Below are 18,308 nucleotides of genomic sequence, written 5' to 3' on the forward strand. Positions count from 1 at the left end.
ACGCCTTTCATCCCTCAAATGCCCCTTATTTACACAAGAGCTATAAAGGAGTAGTATAAATAATTGAATTTAAGTTGTATACAAGTATACATCTAAGAAGGAGCTGCATTGTTTTATGAAAATAGGCATGATCGGTCTGGGGAAAATGGGCCTCAATCTGGTTCAAAATCTGATTCATCATCAGCATCAGGTCGTAGCTTACGACTTAAATACGGAATTGGTCGATCAAGCTGCCCAGAGCGGTGCTGAAGCGGCGGCGTCAACTGAATTGCTCGTTGCCAAACTGGAAAAACCCCGCATCGTATGGATGATGGTGCCTGCCGGAAATATCGTGGATTCCGTCATCGATTCCCTCACTCCGCTCCTCGAGTCCGGTGATATTCTGATTGACGGCGGCAACTCGCATTATAAAGATTCCAAAGCTCGTGCAGCGCGGCTGGCGGATCAAGGCATTCATTATTTTGATGCCGGCACTTCCGGTGGTATGGAAGGCGCTCATCATGGCGGCTGCTTTATGATTGGGGGCAATCGCGACGTATTCAACAGCATTGAGCCCCTATTTAAGGATATGGCTGTCGAGAACGGTTACTTATATGCCGGTGAAAGCGGCAGCGGCCATTTTCTGAAGATGGTCCATAACGGAATCGAATACGGCATGATGCAATCCATTGCGGAAGGCTTTGAAGTATTGGAAAAAAGCGCGTTCGATTTCAACTATGAGGATGTCGCGCGGGTATGGTCCAATGGATCCGTCATTCGCAGCTGGCTCATGGAGCTGACGCAAAACGCATTTTCCAAGGATCCGAAGCTGGATGGCATCAAAGGCGTAATGAAATCGTCCGGCGAAGGAAAGTGGACCGTAGAAACGGCACTTGAGGTACAAGCCAGTGCACCGGTTATTGCCATGTCGCTGTTTATGCGCTATCGTTCCCTTGACCAAGATACGTTCCACGGCAAAGTCGTTGCAGCGCTGCGTAATGAATTCGGCGGCCATGCGGTTGAGAAGTCGGAATAACGTTGATTCTCTTCTATAAACCTGCTGCTTCTTAAGGGCATCATGTCATAGCCTTATCATGGTCCCTTCTCCTTTCGATGTGGTATCATTACCACTAGAGAAAATTAGAATCAGTACGGATTGGAGAATTATGCTATGAAATTTCCCTCAACATGGCTTCAGGGAGCCTCTCTCGGAGAGGCCATCGCCAGTGAACTGAGATTGCAGATTATTAGCGGTACCATCAAGCGCGGAGAAATCCTGTCCGAGAACCGGATTGCAGGTGAATTCGGCACCAGCCGATCTCCTGTGCGGGAAGCAATGAAAACGCTGTCCAGCGAAGGATTGATACAATTGGAGCGCATGGGCGCCGTTGTCATGGGCTTATCGCTTAAGGAAGTAGAGGAATTATACGATGTCCGTTTTCTTATCGAGAGCTTTGTTCAAGGCCAGGTGTTTGCGAATCCCCAGCCGGAATTAATCCAACATTTAAAACAAATCGTTGATCGGATGGAGCTTGCCGCCAAACATCAGGACCCGGTTGAATTCTCCTATCAGGATTTGGCTTTTCATGAACGGATCATTACGGAAGCGAACCATAAACGGATTCTTCATCTGTGGAAGAGCATTCGCCCTATCGTGATCACGGTCATGTTAATTACGACCCGTCAGGTGTTCGGTGGCGGAGGCACCAAGATTCGGTATGTCATGGACAAGCATCTTCAGCTTATTGCAGAGATGGAATCCCTGGATCCGGTACGGATTCAAAGGGCGGTTCAGCATTACTTCGATGATTCCCGTCAGACGCTTCATCTTAGTTTTCCGGAGGGTTAGCTTAATCCTCCCTTCCTCCGACCTGACATTGAATGTGCACGCTCTAACTTGTCGACAAGTATACAATAGAATTCGCTTTTGTTTTGGGTATACTACCGCAGAACAGCCCGATATTAACCATTTCCCAATTCAAATGGGTAATCTATAGGAGGAAGCAAGATATGAATTCACTATTCGGTCTCAGTCATAATGCTACCTTAATGATCTGGACACTGCTGACGATCGTCTTCCTGATCGTGCTGATTTCCAAATATAAATGGAATCCTTTCGTGACCCTACTGATCTCCGCACTGATCCTTGGTCTATTGACGGGCATGCAGCCTGCGGATGTTATTACTTCAATAACCGGCGGGCTGGGGGGAACGCTTGGAACGATTGCCATCGTAATCGCCCTTGGTACCATGCTCGGAAAAATGATGGCCGAATCCGGAGGCGCCGAGCAAATCGCGACCACCCTCGTTGATCGCTTCGGCGAAAAGCGGGTCCATTGGGCCATGATGATTGTCGGTTTTATCGTCGGTATTCCCGTATTTTTCGAGGTGGGCGTCATCCTGTTGATTCCTATTGTCTTCACGGTTGCACGCAAAACGAAAATGTCTCTGCTGCACATCGGCATTCCCATTTTGGCCGGACTGTCCACCGTTCATGGTTTGGTGCCTCCGCATCCCGCTCCAATGATTGCTATTGAGGCTTATGATGCAGACCTTGGCATGACGATTCTTTATTCGTTCCTGGTTGGGATCCCTGCAGCGATACTGGCCGGCCCGGTGTTCGGCAAATTCATCGGCAAACGAATCCGAACCGAGCCGCCCGAGGAGCTTGCCGAACAGTTTTCAAGCAAAGCTGAACGTGGATTACCCGGCTTCGGCATCACTTTGTTTACAATCTTGCTGCCGGTCATTCTGATGCTTATCGGTTCCGCAGCTGATATTATCGATCCGGAATCTACCAGCTGGTTATCCGTGTTCTGCAAATTTATCGGACATGAGATTATTGCACTACTTATAGCTGCAGTCTTCTCCTTCTTCTCGCTGGGATTCGCACGCGGCTTTAATAAACATGATCTATCCCGCTTCACCAGCGAATGTCTTGCTCCGATCGCTACGATCATTCTGATCATTGGTGCGGGCGGTGCATTCAAACAGGTTCTGATCAACAGCGGCGTCGGTAATGCCATTGCCGAAATTGCAACTGGTGCAAATATCAATGTCATCCTGTTCGCGTGGCTTGTGGCCGCACTCATTCGGGTTGCAACCGGTTCCGCTACCGTAGCCATGACGACCGCCGCAGGGATTGTCGCTCCTGTGCTTGCCATGACGCCTGGCGCCAACGTAGAGCTTGTCGTGCTCGCTACCGGGGCAGGCTCCATCGTACTGTCACACGTAAACGATGCCGGCTTCTGGATGGTAAAAGAATTCTTTAACATGACGGTAGCCCAGACGCTGAAATCCTGGACCGTGATGGAGACGATCCTGTCCCTGACCGGACTGGTGTTGGCTCTGGTTCTCAATGTAATTGTATAATGAAGCAATAAGACACATGGGGGCTCCCGGAATGCTGATATTTTAAACAGCGAACCGGGTGCCCTTACGTAGAAAGAAGGTATGTCTCATGAGTACTCAGAACTATATGATCGGTGTCGATATCGGAACAACCAGCACCAAGGCCGTGCTATTCAAGGAGAATGGTGAGGTTGTTGCTAAAGCCGGTGGTGAATATCCACTGCTCACCCCTACTCCCTCTACGGCGGAGCAAGATCCGGAGCAAATCTTTCAGACCGTCATTTCCTCTGTCCAAGGGGTTATGACGCAGAGCGGGATTGATCCGGCTCAAGTACTATTCGTTTCTTTCAGCGCGGCCATGCACAGCGTCATTGCCGTAGATAGCCAAGGTACCCCTTTGACTCGCTGCATTACTTGGGCTGACAACCGCAGTGCTGCCTGGTCTGCAAAGCTCAAAAAAGAACTCGGCGGCATGGAGCTGTATCTTAGAACCGGAACTCCGATTCATCCGATGTCACCTGTGACCAAGCTGATGTGGATGCGCCATGAGCTGCCCTCCCTCTTTCATCAAGCAGCCAAATTCATTTCGATTAAAGAATATGTTTATTTCAAACTATTTGGCCAGTATATTGTAGACCACTCCATTGCCTCCAGTACCGGGATGATGAACCTCGAGGCATTGGCATGGGACCAGCAGGCCCTGGAGCTCGCTGGCATCACGGAGGACCATTTATCTACGATCGTACCAACTACACATATCATGGAAGGCCTAAAAAGCGAGTATGCCGGAGCCATGGGGCTCTCCACTTCCACCCCCTTCGTGCTTGGAGCTGCCGACGGCGTGCTGTCGAACCTCGGCGTGAATGCCATCAAGCCGGGAGTCGTTGCCGCTACCATCGGTACGAGCGGTGCCATCCGTACGGTTGTTGACAAGCCGATGACCGATCCGAAGGGACGTATTTTCTGCTACGCATTAACGGAGAAGCACTGGGTCATCGGGGGCGCGGTCAACAACGGCGGCATGATTTTCCGCTGGGTTCGCGATGAATTTGCCGCCTCCGAGGTTGAAACGGCCAAGCGGCTCGGCATCAATTCGTATGATGTACTCACCAAAATCGCGGACCGTATTCCGCCAGGCTCGAACGGACTGCTATTCCACCCGTACCTGACAGGAGAACGCGCGCCGTTGTGGGATCCGAATGCCCGTGGATCGTTCTTTGGTTTAACCCTGAATCATAAAAAAGAGCATATGATCCGCTCCGTACTGGAGGGCGTGATCTTTAATATGTATACCGTTTTGCTGGCGATGGAGGAACAAATCGGCCGGCCGGCCAAAATCCATGCTACCGGCGGTTTCGCCCGTTCGCCGATCTGGCGTCAGATGATGGCGGATATTTTTGACCAGCAGGTGATCGTGCCGGAGAGCTACGAGAGCTCTTGCCTTGGCGCAGTAGTCCTTGGTCTGTATGCTACAGGAAGAGCGGATTCACTCGACATAGTAGAGACGATGGTCGGCGGCACCCATGAACACCAGCCTGTGAAGGAAAGTTCGGATGTTTATAAGTCTCTGCTGCCGATCTTTATCCGCATTTCGCGGAAGCTGGAGGAAGATTATGAAGCCATTACCGAATTCCAGCGCCGATTCGAGCAATCGTAAGCTTACTATAGTAAGAAAAACGTCTATCGACGAACATTCCAGAGAAGACAGACAACGTGTAAATGTTGTTTTTCTTGCGATATCAGATAGGTCATGCTTCAAAATTTATACTTTCTGATACCTTAAGTATAAAGCCCGTTTTCGATGGATCCGATCCATGGCGAAAACGGGCTCTTTTTGTCATAATGCCTGCGCAAAAAATATCCACAACGCGAATCCCATACCGAAAATTCCCCCTGCCTTACACATAAAGAAGTAGAAGTCGCTGGGCTCCGGATTATCAATCATCAGATTCGAGGGCGACATATGAAACATGAACCGCTGGAAAGGCTCATATCTGAAGAAGCACCAGTTCATGATTCCGATCCCGAGCGCCAATATGAAGAATCCTACGCTGCCATTAGGGTCATGAAACTGCTCGTCGGCAGCCTTTGCAAGCTCCGTGGGGAAGTAGCGTGGCTCTTCCGGATCGGAACGGTGAACTTGGCTGCCGACCATGAACCTGATGCCGGGCACCACCATCTCCCCCTTCTCGTTGTAAGCAAGAAAGCTCCGGTCTCCAAAAGGCTTCACGAGGTAGGTCTTACCGTCAGGATAACTCACTTCATATGACGCAGAATGGCCGGATTCCTTTCCATATTTCCGGATTTCATATACCTCGCCCGCAATCTCAACCCGTTTATCTTCTGCATAAGTATGAACATAAATCGGCTCGCCCCGGCCAAATGATGTCCTATATTCGATGCTCCCGCTTCCCGAATCGGCATATTTGGCATACTTTAGTCCCTCCATATGAAACACTTTCTTCGAATAATAGCCTTGGGCCCACACGGTAATAAGAACCAATGTAGCGGTTAGAGCGAGTAGTCCCCCTATTCTTCTCCAATTCAAGACCTTCACTTTCGTCTGCATCCGTGGTTCCCCCGTCCCGATTTTTCTAATCATACGGTCCCAGCGCAAAAAGGTTGCAAAGCGAACGTGTTGTCTGTCTATTTCCAACTTGAGTCCCTCAGATTAACCGCCGTTATACGACACCCATCGTGCTTCAAACCTTAGATAAGAGGCTTTTCGAAGGCTCATGGTTACAGATTAAGCACGATGTTTCTATAAAAAAAACGTCTATCGACGTACTTTCTCAGTAGACAGACCGCATTTAGCTGAAGTTTTTCTTGCGAGATAAGGATGCTAAGCCTCGGATGTTCATACTTTCTTATCTCTTCAAAAAAAGCCCTCAAATGGAATCTATCGATTCCATTTGAAGACTATCCACAGTCATTTTTCACCTTTGGTCGATTTATTGGCTGCTAGAACATTCAACCATAAGTTATGAACAGATGGTGAGAGAAGAAAATTCTGCTTGCGAATCGGACAACCTGTGAATATTTTTTTGCGTTTTGAGGCCAATGATGTCGAAGGCTAAACAAATTATAAACAATATATAGTGGTGTGAATAAAAATTATGCACAACGTATTGAATTTGTGGATAAATTAGCGACATACATTGAAAATAAGGCCTTCTTTTGCTATGATGATATTACTTTTGGTTGTGAATATGTGAATGAAGATATAATATTATCAACAGGCTGTGGATAAAGTTGTGAACAATTTCAATTTATCCATATTTTTTTGTTTCCACAGGAGTTAGTTCTGGGGATAATTAGACATCATTCATTTTCTTTCGACAATTCCACACATGGCTCTAGCCACATTTGGAAGATTTAAAGGAGTGACAGTTTTGGAAAGCCATACTTCCGAATTATGGCAAGAAATATTATCGATCATACAAACCAAGCTAAGTAAACCGAGTTTTGACACTTGGTTTAAAGCGACCAAGGCATTGACCATTAACGATCACTCCGTCGTCATTTCTGCACCGACAACGTTTGCTGTGGAATGGCTGGAGAGCCGATACACCAAGCTGGTTAGTGCAACCGTATTGGAGGTGGTGGGCAAGCAGGTGGATGTCCGCTTCGTTATTGAAGAGGCTAAAGGACATGAACCTGTTCCGCAGCAGCCCTCGCCGCCGCTTGAAATATCCGGGGAAGAAATTCAGTCCCATATGCTGAATCCGAAGTATACGTTTGATACCTTTGTCATCGGTTCGGGCAACCGGTTCGCGCATGCTGCCTCGCTCGCTGTTGCCGAAGCTCCGGCTAAGGCGTATAACCCATTATTCCTATATGGTGGAGTTGGACTTGGAAAGACGCACTTGATGCATGCCATCGGCCATTATATTTTGGAGCACAATCCCAGCAGTAGAGTCGTGTATATTTCCTCCGAGAAATTCACCAACGAGTTCATCAACTCCATTCGGGACAACCGCGCTGAAAGCTTCCGCAACAAGTACCGTAGCGTCGATATTCTGCTCATTGACGATATTCAGTTCTTGGCAGGCAAAGAATCGACGCAGGAGGAATTTTTCCATACGTTTAACGCCCTGCACGAAGAGCGGAAGCAGATTATCATATCCAGTGACCGTCCGCCCAAGGAGATACCGACGCTGGAAGAACGGCTCCGTTCCCGGTTCGAATGGGGATTGATCACCGATATTCAACCACCGGATCTGGAGACGCGGATCGCTATCCTTCGCAAAAAAGCGAAGGCCGAGAATCTGGATATTCCGAACGAAGCCATGATGTATATCGCCAATCAGATCGATACGAACATTCGTGAGCTCGAAGGTGCCCTGATCCGTGTCGTTGCCTATTCCTCCCTGACCAATCAGGACGTAACAACGCATCTGGCAGCCGAAGCCCTGAAGGATATTATTCCGTCCAGCCGGCCGAGAATGATTACGATTCAGGACATCCAGCAAAAGGTCGGCGAGTATTACAACCTGAGGCTGGAAGACTTTAAAGCCCGCAAGCGGACCAAAGCCGTCGCGTTTCCGCGGCAAATTGCCATGTACCTATCCCGCGAATTAACCGACTATTCCCTTCCCAAGATTGGAGAAGCATTCGGAGGCCGGGATCATACCACTGTCATCCATGCCCATGAGAAGATTACCCAATCTCTGAAAAATGACCAAGAGCTGTTCAAAGTGGTCAATAATATTACGGAGAAAATCAAAAATCCAACCTGAACAAGTTCAAAGCCTATGCACAATCTATACACATGTGGATAGGCTTAATTTTATGCCTTTTCTGGGGCTTATCCACATATTCAGTGCCCCTATTACTATTACTAATAATAATTAATAAATAATTTAACCATAAAGAGGGGGATCCTCTTGGCCTTCGCCAAGTGAAAAAACCCCTCTCATTTTTCCGTAAGGAGTGAAATTGATGAAAATCAGCATATTAAAAAATGTATTAAACGAATCCATTCAACACGTATCCAAGGCGATTTCCAGCCGAACCACGATTCCGATCCTCAGCGGCATTAAACTGGATGTCACGTATTCGGGTGTTACACTAACGGCTAGCGATACTGATATTTCCATTCAATCGTTTATTCCTGCGGAAGATGAGAAGCATACCATCGTCCAGGTAGAGCAGCCTGGTAGCGTTGTGCTGCCAGCCAAATTTTTTGTTGAAATCATCAAGAAACTCCCTTCCCAAGAAATCCAGATGGAGGTAAAAGAGAACTTCCATACCTTTATTTCTTCGGGAGCTACGGAAATTCAGATGGTCGGCTTGGACCCGGAAGAATTCCCGGTATTGCCTAACATTGAAGACAGCCAAACGGTTTCTTTGCCTGGAGATCTGCTGAAAAATATGATCAAGCAAACGGTATTCTCCATTTCCACCCATGAAACAACGCCTATTCTGACTGGGGTATTATGGAGTCTGAACGACAATGAGCTGAAATTTACCGCTACAGACCGTCACAGATTGGCAACTCGCTCCGCACAGCTGGACAATGCGCAGGACATTTCGTTCAACAATGTCGTCATTGCGGGTAAAACGCTGAATGAGCTGAGCAAAATCATTCCGGATCAAAATACGCTGGTGGATATCGTTGTGGCCGATAATCAGGTATTATTTAAAATTGACCGTGTTCTGTTCTATTCCCGTATACTGGACGGCATTTATCCCGATACTTCTAGAATTATTCCAACATCGCATAAAACAGAACTCGTTTTGGACACAAAAAAATTAAGCGAGTCGATCGACCGCGCCTACCTGCTCTCCAAAGAGGAGAAAACGAACATTGTTCTCCTGCAAACGATGGAACATGGCGGCATCGAGATCTCTTCCAGCTCCTCCGAGCTTGGTAAAGTGCGTGAAGAATTGGATCTGATCGATTTCAAAGGGGATCCGCTGCGCATCTCGTTCAACTCGAAATATATGCTGGACGTGCTAAAGGTGGTTGAAAGCGAACAGCTGATGATCGCTTTCATGGGGGTTATGAGCCCGATCATTCTTAAACCGCTCGACGACAGCAAGAGCCAATATATTATTCTGCCGTACCGCACGGCCAATTAAAGTTATCCCCATGTTGATAGGGATGAAAGGACGAAGTCATGAAACAAATATTTATCCACAGTGAATATATCAAGCTGGATCAGTTCTTGAAGCTTTCAGATTGCGTATCCACAGGTGGGATGGCGAAGGCCCTGCTGCAGGAAGGAGCAGTTCTGGTCAACGACGAAAAGGAAGAGCGGCGCGGACGCAAACTGGTTCCTGGCGACATCGTTAAGGTGGAGGACTGCGGAACGTTTCAGGTGGCAGCACAATAGACAGCCTCCCGCAGCCGCTTTGGCGCTAAGCGCGGAAGACGAGGGAGAGGATAAGCTTGTTTGTCAAAAATGTCAGCCTGCAGCACTATCGAAACTACGAGAAGCTGCAGCTTGAGGCGTTTGGTGACGTTAATTTGATTATCGGACGCAACGCTCAGGGAAAGACGAATTTGATGGAGGCGCTCTTCGTGCTTGCTTTAACGAAGAGCCACCGTACCTCCAAGGATCGCGAATTGATTGGATTCGAGCAATCCAGTGCCCATATATCGGCCGAGATTGACCGCAAGTACGGAGCTTTGAAGCTGGAGCTGAGCTTGTCCCAGCAGGGGAAGAAAGCAAAAATCAACGGACTTGAGCAGCGGAAGCTTAGCGATTTCATCGGCTCGCTCAATGTCGTGATGTTTGCACCCGAGGATCTGGAGATTGTCAAAGGCACGCCGGGGGTTCGCCGCCGGTTTCTTGACATGGAGATCGGGCAGGTGGCACCAAGCTACCTGTTTCATCTGCAGCAATACCAGAAGGTGCTTGTGCAGCGCAACAATCTGCTGAAGCAATTATGGGGGAAGGGCAGCGCCGAACAAGCGATGCTGGAAATTTGGAACAGCCAATTGGCAGAACATGGTGTTAAAATCGTCAAGAAGAGGAAACAATTTATAAAAAAGCTGCAAAAGTGGGCTGAAAGCATCCATCAGGGAATCACAAACGGCCTGGAAGAGCTCTCTTTACACTACCTTCCGTCCTTTGCTGACGCGGAGGAAGAAGATGAAGCTGTCTTATTTGAGACATTTATGATAAAATTATCACAAATGAAAGAGCAAGAAATACGGCGTGGTATGACATTGGCAGGTCCTCATCGAGATGATCTGGCTTTTTATATTAATGGCAAAGAAGTCCAAACGTATGGATCTCAAGGTCAGCAGCGGACGACGGCGCTATCTTTGAAACTGGCTGAAATCGAGCTGATACAGGAAGAGATCGGTGAATATCCGGTGCTGCTTCTGGATGATGTGCTTTCTGAATTGGATCCGTACCGGCAGACACAATTGATCGAGACATTCCAGAGCAAAGTGCAGACATTCATCACGGCGACGGGCATTGAGAGTTTGAATACCGACAAATTGAAGGGTGCCAGCATTTTTCATGTCCATGACGGACAGGTGGGCTCTTAAGGAGTGATTCCATATGTATATTCATTTGGGCGGAGAGAAGATCATCCGTTCGTCGGAGCTGGTTGGGATTTTTGATATCTCGATAGAGAAATCTTCAAAAATCTCCAAGCAGTTCGTCACGCATGCCCAGCAGCATAAAGTCGTGGAGATGATTGGCGAAGAAGATCCGAAATCCATTGTGGTGACGAAATCGATCGTCTATTACTCTCCGATCTCCTCTGCAACGCTTAAGAAGAGAGCAAATCATTTTGTAGCTCAGGCATAACAGAATCTGTAGAAGTAGGTGAAGGCATGTCTATGAATCAACCGACATATGATGAGAATCAGATTCAGGTACTGGAAGGATTGGAAGCCGTTCGTAAACGTCCGGGGATGTATATCGGATCTACCAGTGCCAAGGGTTTGCATCATTTGGTATGGGAAGTTGTGGACAATAGTATTGACGAAGCGATGGCGGGAATATGCGACCATATCGAAATTATTGTCCATGAGGATAACAGTGTTACCGTTGTCGATAACGGGCGCGGAATTCCGGTCGGCGAGAACGCCAAACTGAAGAAGTCGACGCTGGAAGTCGTTATGACCGTTCTTCATGCCGGCGGTAAATTTGGCGGCGGCGGATATAAAGTATCCGGCGGTCTGCATGGTGTTGGTGTCTCGGTTGTGAATGCACTGTCTTCGAAAGTCGTGGTTCAGGTCAAACGTGACGGGCATATCTATCAACAGGAGTATCATCGCGGCGTACCTCAATATGATATCAAGGTCATCGGGGATTCCGATGATACCGGTACAACCGTAACCTTCCTGCCGGATCCGGAGATTTTCACGGAAACAACGGAATATGATTACAACACGCTGCTGACACGGATTCGTGAGCTGGCGTTCCTGAACAAGGGCATTGCGCTTACGCTGACGGACGAACGTACGGGTGCCTCCGACTATTTCAAATACGAGGGCGGAATCATTGAATACGTCAAGTTCCTGAATGAGAAGAAGGAAGCGCTGCACGAAGACCCTATCTATGTTGAGGGTTCACGGGATAATATTCAGGTCGAAGTATCGCTTCAGTATAACGACAGCTATACCGAGAATATTTATTCGTTTGCAAATAATATCAACACGCATGAAGGCGGAACGCATGAATCCGGTTTTAAGAGTGCGCTCACTCGAATCATCAATGACTATGCCCGCAAAACGGGACTGATCAAAGATAACACCAACAACCTGTCGGGTGACGATGTCCGTGAAGGATTGACGGCAATCATCTCGGTCAAAGTGCCGGAGCCGCAGTTTGAAGGGCAAACCAAAACCAAACTCGGCAACAGTGAAGTGCGCGGGATTGTGGAATCCTTGTTCGCTGAGAAGCTGCAGGAGTTCCTCCAGGAGAATCCGTCGGTTTCCCGTCGGATCTTGGAGAAGGCGCTCCAGGCATCACGTGCTCGTGAAGCGGCGCGTAAAGCCCGTGAGATGACACGCCGGAAGAGTGCGCTTGAAGTTAGCGCATTGCCGGGTAAACTGGCAGACTGCTCTTCCAAGGATGCCTCCATCAGTGAGCTGTACATCGTCGAAGGTGACTCTGCCGGTGGATCTGCCAAGCAGGGCCGCGATCGACATTTCCAGGCCATTTTGCCGCTTCGGGGTAAAATTCTCAACGTGGAAAAGGCGCGGCTAGACCGCATCCTCTCCAATGCGGAGATCCGGGCAATCATTACGGCACTGGGCACGGGGATTGCGGAAGATTTCGATCTGTCCAAGGCCCGTTACCACAAAATCATTATTATGACCGATGCCGACGTCGACGGTGCGCATATTCGTACCTTGCTGCTGACGTTCTTCTACCGTTACATGCGTAAGCTGGTAGAAGCGGGATATATCTATATCGCCCAACCGCCGCTCTTCAAGGTCGAGCGCAATAAGGTGATCCGTTATGCCGGCAGTGAGAAAGAACGCGACGAGATCATAAAGGAATTCGGTGAGAACGTCAAAATTAACGTACAGCGCTACAAAGGTCTCGGCGAGATGAACGCCGGGCAGCTGTGGGAAACGACAATGGATCCGGAGAGCCGCACCATGCTTCAGGTGACAATCGAAGATGCGATCCTGGCCGATACGTTGTTTGATACCCTGATGGGCGATAACGTGGAGCCGCGACGGGATTTCATTCAAGAGCATGCGAAGTCGGTCCGTAATCTGGACGTGTAAAATGTGCAAGCCAAAAAGGGCATCCCAAGGTCTGTTGAAGGCCTCAGGGTTGCCCTTTTTTAGTATGGCACCATAGAGGGCCGAGGTCGTTCACATAAACGGGTCTCAATGGATCTAAAGGCTGGCTAACCCGTCTTTTTGGCTTTTTTCTTGCTGGATAAATTACGCCCGTAAGCATTGGCGTATTTTTTCACCTGCTTGTAGATGCTGGGATCCTTGAAGAATTTCTTGAACGGAAACAGGGCAGGTTTGGTGTTAACCTCCAGGATCCAGATGTTCCATCGTTCGTCAATAGCTACGTCCAGTCCGATTTCTTTCAGGTTCGGATAGGATTTTTGCAGCTGTCCAGCGGCGTTCACTCCAAGCGTGTTCAGTTCTTTACGGATGTTCTCTGCCTCTTCTGCCGTCATATGCTCGGTCATCAGCGGCTTATAGTGCTGGACAACACCGCCGCTGTGGTGGTTGGTAATGATTTTATTCTTGGCCGCTACCCGGCCGATTATTCCTGTACTCACCCACTGGCCAGAAGGACTCTTCTGTGTAAGTACACGTAGATCAAAGGGGCAGCCTTTATGCTGAAGCAGATGGATGCCTTGCTGAATGAGATACTCCTTCCCCTGAAACAAATCGCTCAGTGTTTTATCGAGACTCTCCAGGGAGGTAAATATTTCGGTTTTCTGTTCATAACGAAGTTTGTAGGAAGTAGTCGGGGTTTCGTCGGCATCAGCGCTTTGAGAATGGAGCTGCTCGACTGACACGACGCCGATGCCGTAGGTCCCACGGTCAGGCTTGATATACACAAGCGTATGTGTGTCCAGCATGTCGCCAAGCGTCTCCAAAGAATATTGGCGGGTAGCGGGAACATAAGAGGCGAGACCTTTATTTTTCAAGAGTATTTTCGTTTTCGCCCATTTGCTTGCAACGCGTTGGATAGTCAACCATCTTCATCCTTTCCAGCTGTATGATTGGAGTGACAGGATTTGGCCTGTCTCGTAATACAAACTCGTGTCGATCCGGTTGATTTGAAAGAATCGGGTCAGCTCCAGCAAGAGAGCTTATACCCGGAAAACATAGGACAAGTATGACAAACAGTGGTATAATATAAAGATGTGATGATACGAAAAGTCCTGTGCAATGCATTGTATGTGAAAAGGGGCACGGAGGACAGGGCGTATATCCCGGTTTCCGGGCAAAAATCATTCTTTCACTTGATCCATCCCGTGTTTAATTGTGCGCGGTTTGTGAAAGTAATATAATAAAGGTTAGTGCGTTTTTAGGTTTCTGATCACTATTCTGCTTTTTTCACATAGATCAAGGCATGGTTGATAGGAAAATGAAGGAGGTCCAGCATGGCGGAAGAAAATTTCTCCCAAATCAAAGATCGTGACATTGGTACCGAGATGCGCGAGTCCTTTATGGACTACGCAATGAGCATCATTGTCAGCCGGGCTTTGCCGGATGTACGGGACGGAATGAAGCCAGTACACCGTCGTATTTTATATGCGATGTCTGAACTTGGAATGGCCCCGGATAAACCGCATAAGAAATCGGCAAGAATTGTTGGCGAGGTTATCGGTAAGTACCATCCTCATGGTGATTCCGCAGTTTATGAATCCATGGTTCGGATGGCGCAGGACTTCTCCATGCGTTATATGCTTGTTGATGGACACGGAAACTTCGGTTCCATTGACGGCGATATGGCAGCGGCTATGCGTTATACCGAGGCTCGCTTATCGAAGATTGCTATGGAAATGCTGCGTGATATTAATAAAGAGACTGTAGACTTTGCTCCTAACTATGACGGTGAGGAACAGGAACCGGTCGTTCTTCCTGCCCGTTATCCTAACTTGCTGGTCAACGGCGTATCCGGGATTGCAGTAGGTATGGCTACTAATATTCCGCCTCATAATCTCGGAGAAGTTATCGATGGCGTTCAGGCAATGATTCGAAACCCCGATATCACACCGATGGAGCTGATGGACTATATTCAAGGACCGGATTTCCCGACAGCGGGATATATTCTGGGACGTGAAGGGATTCGTCAAGCCTACCGCACGGGGCGAGGGTCCGTTACGATGCGGGCAAAGGCCACCATTGAAGAGAATAACAACAAGGCGCGCATTGTCGTTCACGAGATTCCGTATCAGGTGAACAAGGCTCGTCTGGTTGAGAAGATCGCGGAACTGGTTCGCGATAAGCGGATTGATGGCATTACGGATCTCCGCGACGAGTCGGACCGTAACGGTATGCGGATTGTTATTGAGCTGCGCCGGGACGTCAATCCGAATGTCGTTCTGAATAACCTGTACAAACATACGGCCATGCAGTCTAATTTCGGTATTAACATGCTGGCCATCGTAAACAATGAGCCGAAAATTTTGAACCTGCGTGACGTACTGTTCCACTATTTGGAGCATCAGGTCGTCGTTATCCGTCGCCGGACCGAGTTTGAACTGAAGAAGGCGGAAGCTCGGGCTCATATTCTCGAAGGTTTGCGGATTGCGCTGGATCATCTCGATGAGGTTATTGCCCTCATTCGTGCGTCACAGACCACAGAGGCTGCTCGCGAAGGCTTGATGGAGCGTTTCGGTCTCAGTCATGAGCAGGCGCAGGCCATTCTGGATATGCGTTTGCAGCGCCTGACCGGACTTGAACGTGAGAAGATTGAGAACGAGTACCAGGAATTGCTTGCCAGAATCGCGGAACTGCGCGAGATCTTGGCTAATGAGCATCTTGTGCTTCAGATTATCAATGATGAGCTCCAAGAGATTAAGGAGCGCTTCTCTGATGAACGCCGTACTGAAATTACGGTCGGGGAAGACAGCATCCTGGACGAGGATCTGATTCCACGGGAAGAAGTGATCATCACCATTACGCATACCGGTTACATCAAGCGTCTGCCTGCGAACACCTATCGCAGCCAGAAGCGAGGCGGCCGCGGCGTTGTGGGGATGGATACGAAGAGCGAGGACTTTGTCGAGCATCTCTTCGTCACGAATTCCCACCACTACCTGATGTTCTTCACGGACAAAGGGAAGGCGTACCGGTTGAAAGCTTATGAGATTCCAGAGCTTAGCCGTACCGCCCGCGGAACGCCGATCATCAACCTGATTCAGATTGAACAGGGCGAGTCGATCAATGCCGTGATTCCGGTGGAGAGCTTTGACAGCGATAATTTCCTGTTCTTTGCAACGCGCCAGGGTGTCGTTAAGAAAACCCCGCTTGAGGATTATGTCAATATCCGCAAGGGCGGTCTGATTGCGATTAACCTGCGCGAGGATGATTCCCTGATCGAGGTTAAGCTGACAGATGGTCAGCAGGAGATCATTATGGGAACGGCACAGGGAATGTCCATCCGCTTCAAGGAGAGCGATGTTCGCTCGATGGGAAGAAGCGCAACGGGGGTTAAAGGGATTACGCTGGATGACCATGATGAAGTCATTGGCATGGATGTGGTGGACCAGGAACTTGATATCCTCATTGTAACGACCAAAGGTTACGGCAAGCGGACGCCTGCAAGCGACTATCGCAGCCAGACCCGTGGCGGTAAAGGGATCAAGACCATCAATATTACGGAGAAAAATGGACCGGTTGTGGCGCTTAAGGTCGTGAAATCGGAAGAGGATCTCATGATCATTACGGCTAGCGGCACCATCATCCGTACGAGCATGGAGGGCATCTCTACCATGGGCCGTTATGCTCAGGGCGTGAAGCTGATCAACATCCGTGAGGATGATTCCGTAGGTACCGTGTGCCGTGCGGATAAGAGCGATGAGCCTGAAGCGGGCGAAGAGGAAGAAGAAGGTCAAGACGGCATGGAGCCGCTTGAGCCGACGGAAGACTAAACGATAATAGCGGGCATGGATGCAGATTTGCATTCATGCTCTTTTTTTGTCTTACCGGATTACAAATTCAGGGAATTGGTATTGTACAGGCCGCGAAAGACGAACTATAATATGTATAATATAAGGTGAAGTTTGCTGCGATGACGCAGCTTAATAGATGGAGAGGGTTGATCATGACGATCAAAGCCGTGAATGAAGTGGTGGCTGGAGTAAAGCTGGCCAAGGATGTGCATACGCCTCTGGGAGGCCTTTTGCTTCAAAAAGGGAAGGTTTTACTTCCCCGGGATCTAGAGGTACTGAAAGCTTTCATGGTGGACCATGTTACTGTAGAATCCGTTGAAGCAGACAGCACTAGAATACCGACCGTAAAATCTGCCGGACAGAAGCCGTCGCTGATCTTTACGGGGAATCAACAGGGGAGTGGGAACGAAGAGGCACCTGTCCGAAAAGACTTGGCCTTGCATGAGGAATACGACAAGACCATGACCCTGATCAAAAACTGTTACCAATCCGCCATAACGGGCGAGCTGCGAATGTATGAAGTTCGTAATCAAATGGACAACTTATTAAAACACCAACATGAGTATCATATCCTTAAATTTATTCCACGCATGACCAATCGCCATGATTATCGGTATCACAGTGCCGTGCTATGTGCCCTTTCCTCCTATAAGCTGGCACAATGGGTGGGGCTCCCGCAGAAAGATTGGATGCAGGTTGCCTTTGCAGGACTGCTGCATGATATCGGAAATGCCAAGATTGATCCGATTGTGTTGAACAAACCTTCCAAACTAACCGAGGAAGAGAACGAAGAAGTACGTCAGCACACGACCTACGGTTATCAGATTCTCAAGAATGTTGCGGCGGTGAATGAAGGAGTTCGGCTCGCAGCTCTCCAGCATCATGAGAAAGTGGATGGCACGGGGTATCCACTGCGGCTGGAGGGGAACAAGATTCATATCTACGCCAAGATCGTTGCTGTTACAGATATCTTTCATGCGATGACATTGGATAAGTTCTATCGGAATGCCCAATCTCCTTATGTTGTGCTGGAACAAATCCAACTGGAGGCCTTTGGCAAGCTGGATCCAAAGATCGTTCAGACTTTCATTCAAAAGGTAACGGCCTTGCATTCAGGTACTCGAGTGCGGTTGAGTAATGGCACTTCGGGAGAAATCGTATTTACGGACGCCCAGCATCCAACGAGACCGATGGTATCGGTTCAGGGGGAGATCATTAACTTGATGCAACAGCGCCAACTCTATATAGAAGAAGTCATTTATTGATTTTAAAAAAGGGTTGACCTACATAGGAATGCTGTGATATATTATTTCTTGCCGCTTCTGAGCGGATATATATCGCAGCTTTCAATGAAATAAAAGTTTTTCACAAAAAGCTTGCTAAATAATTGAGAGTGTGATATA

14 protein-coding genes are annotated in these 18,308 nt (G+C 48.5%); 12 read left to right on the forward strand and 2 right to left on the reverse strand.

What is annotated here, in order from left to right:
• Positions 1–115 precede the first annotated feature (115 nt).
• The 4 genes from gnd to gntK all read left to right on the forward strand — a co-directional run bounded on the left by gnd (position 116) and on the right by gntK (position 4,987).
• Positions 116–1,015: a phosphogluconate dehydrogenase (NAD(+)-dependent, decarboxylating) gene (gnd, locus tag PLA01S_RS14315; RefSeq protein WP_127592783.1), complete on the forward strand. Its 900-nt coding sequence runs from the start codon at positions 116–118 to the stop codon at positions 1,013–1,015.
• A gap of 135 nt (positions 1,016–1,150) precedes the next feature.
• Positions 1,151–1,828, forward strand: a complete 678-nt coding sequence (locus PLA01S_RS14320; protein WP_127592784.1) for a GntR family transcriptional regulator — start codon at positions 1,151–1,153, stop codon at positions 1,826–1,828.
• Between the two features lie 161 nt (positions 1,829–1,989).
• On the forward strand, positions 1,990–3,351 hold the full coding sequence (locus PLA01S_RS14325; RefSeq protein ID WP_127592785.1) for a GntP family permease: 1,362 nt from the start codon (positions 1,990–1,992) through the stop codon (positions 3,349–3,351).
• Between the two features lie 88 nt (positions 3,352–3,439).
• The gene (gntK, locus tag PLA01S_RS14330) at positions 3,440–4,987 is read left to right on the forward strand and encodes a gluconokinase (protein WP_127592786.1); all 1,548 of its coding nucleotides are present in this window, start codon (positions 3,440–3,442) and stop codon (positions 4,985–4,987) included.
• A 180-nt stretch (positions 4,988–5,167) separates the two neighbouring features.
• Here gntK and PLA01S_RS14335 read toward each other — a convergent pair whose 3' ends face one another.
• Positions 5,168–5,899, reverse strand: coding sequence for a DUF6199 family natural product biosynthesis protein (locus PLA01S_RS14335; RefSeq protein WP_127592787.1), 732 nt, complete (start codon positions 5,897–5,899; stop codon positions 5,168–5,170).
• A gap of 823 nt (positions 5,900–6,722) precedes the next feature.
• Between PLA01S_RS14335 and dnaA the strand changes: the two genes are divergently transcribed.
• The 6 genes from dnaA (at position 6,723) to gyrB (ending at position 13,039) form a co-directional block, all read left to right on the forward strand.
• Positions 6,723–8,069: a chromosomal replication initiator protein DnaA gene (gene dnaA, locus PLA01S_RS14340; RefSeq protein WP_076326303.1), complete on the forward strand. Its 1,347-nt coding sequence runs from the start codon at positions 6,723–6,725 to the stop codon at positions 8,067–8,069.
• 202 nt (positions 8,070–8,271) lie between these two features.
• The gene (dnaN, locus tag PLA01S_RS14345) at positions 8,272–9,414 is read left to right on the forward strand and encodes a DNA polymerase III subunit beta (protein ID WP_100541342.1); all 1,143 of its coding nucleotides are present in this window, start codon (positions 8,272–8,274) and stop codon (positions 9,412–9,414) included.
• A 38-nt stretch (positions 9,415–9,452) separates the two neighbouring features.
• Positions 9,453–9,668 carry a S4 domain-containing protein YaaA gene (gene yaaA / locus PLA01S_RS14350; RefSeq protein ID WP_076326305.1) on the forward strand — a complete coding sequence of 72 codons (216 nt, stop codon included), beginning with the start codon at positions 9,453–9,455 and terminating at the stop codon, positions 9,666–9,668.
• 56 nt (positions 9,669–9,724) lie between these two features.
• A complete protein-coding gene (gene recF / locus PLA01S_RS14355; protein ID WP_100541343.1) occupies positions 9,725–10,837 on the forward strand; it encodes a DNA replication/repair protein RecF in 1,113 nt (370 codons plus the stop codon).
• A gap of 13 nt (positions 10,838–10,850) precedes the next feature.
• Positions 10,851–11,102 carry an extracellular matrix regulator RemB gene (remB, locus tag PLA01S_RS14360; RefSeq protein ID WP_071219299.1) on the forward strand — a complete coding sequence of 84 codons (252 nt, stop codon included), beginning with the start codon at positions 10,851–10,853 and terminating at the stop codon, positions 11,100–11,102.
• A gap of 26 nt (positions 11,103–11,128) precedes the next feature.
• Positions 11,129–13,039, forward strand: coding sequence for a DNA topoisomerase (ATP-hydrolyzing) subunit B (gyrB, locus tag PLA01S_RS14365; protein ID WP_127592788.1), 1,911 nt, complete (start codon positions 11,129–11,131; stop codon positions 13,037–13,039).
• Between the two features lie 125 nt (positions 13,040–13,164).
• Here the strand turns inward: gyrB and PLA01S_RS14370 are convergent, their stop codons facing one another.
• Complete coding sequence (locus tag PLA01S_RS14370; protein WP_127592789.1) at positions 13,165–13,977, reverse strand: YheC/YheD family protein; 813 nt, start codon at positions 13,975–13,977, stop codon at positions 13,165–13,167.
• 411 nt (positions 13,978–14,388) lie between these two features.
• Here PLA01S_RS14370 and gyrA point away from each other — a divergent pair, with 411 nt between their 5' ends.
• Both gyrA and PLA01S_RS14380 read left to right on the forward strand, forming a co-directional pair.
• On the forward strand, positions 14,389–16,884 hold the full coding sequence (gene gyrA / locus PLA01S_RS14375; RefSeq protein WP_127592790.1) for a DNA gyrase subunit A: 2,496 nt from the start codon (positions 14,389–14,391) through the stop codon (positions 16,882–16,884).
• Positions 16,885–17,057: 173 nt separating this feature from the next.
• Positions 17,058–18,170 carry an HD-GYP domain-containing protein gene (locus PLA01S_RS14380; RefSeq protein WP_100541347.1) on the forward strand — a complete coding sequence of 371 codons (1,113 nt, stop codon included), beginning with the start codon at positions 17,058–17,060 and terminating at the stop codon, positions 18,168–18,170.
• Positions 18,171–18,308 lie beyond the last annotated feature (138 nt).

It is taken from the genome of Paenibacillus lautus NBRC 15380, assembly GCF_004000945.1.
Lineage (GTDB): Bacteria > Bacillota > Bacilli > Paenibacillales > Paenibacillaceae > Paenibacillus_AQ > Paenibacillus_AQ lautus.

Bases quoted from the DNA above. Each gene is read 5' to 3' on its own strand.
- gnd (WP_127592783.1), top strand. From the start codon at position 116: ATGAAAATAGGCATGATCGGTCTGGGGAAAATGGGCCTCAATCTGGTT.
- PLA01S_RS14320 (WP_127592784.1), top strand. From the start codon at position 1,151: ATGAAATTTCCCTCAACATGGCTTCAGGGAGCCTCTCTCGGAGAGGCC.
- gyrB (WP_127592788.1), top strand. From the start codon at position 11,129: ATGTCTATGAATCAACCGACATATGATGAGAATCAGATTCAGGTACTG.
- gntK (WP_127592786.1), top strand. From the start codon at position 3,440: ATGAGTACTCAGAACTATATGATCGGTGTCGATATCGGAACAACCAGC.
- dnaN (WP_100541342.1), top strand. From the start codon at position 8,272: ATGAAAATCAGCATATTAAAAAATGTATTAAACGAATCCATTCAACAC.
- PLA01S_RS14380 (WP_100541347.1), top strand. From the start codon at position 17,058: ATGACGATCAAAGCCGTGAATGAAGTGGTGGCTGGAGTAAAGCTGGCC.
- PLA01S_RS14335 (WP_127592787.1), bottom strand. From the start codon at position 5,899: ATGCAGACGAAAGTGAAGGTCTTGAATTGGAGAAGAATAGGGGGACTA.
- gyrA (WP_127592790.1), top strand. From the start codon at position 14,389: ATGGCGGAAGAAAATTTCTCCCAAATCAAAGATCGTGACATTGGTACC.
- yaaA (WP_076326305.1), top strand. From the start codon at position 9,453: ATGAAACAAATATTTATCCACAGTGAATATATCAAGCTGGATCAGTTC.
- remB (WP_071219299.1), top strand. From the start codon at position 10,851: ATGTATATTCATTTGGGCGGAGAGAAGATCATCCGTTCGTCGGAGCTG.
- PLA01S_RS14325 (WP_127592785.1), top strand. From the start codon at position 1,990: ATGAATTCACTATTCGGTCTCAGTCATAATGCTACCTTAATGATCTGG.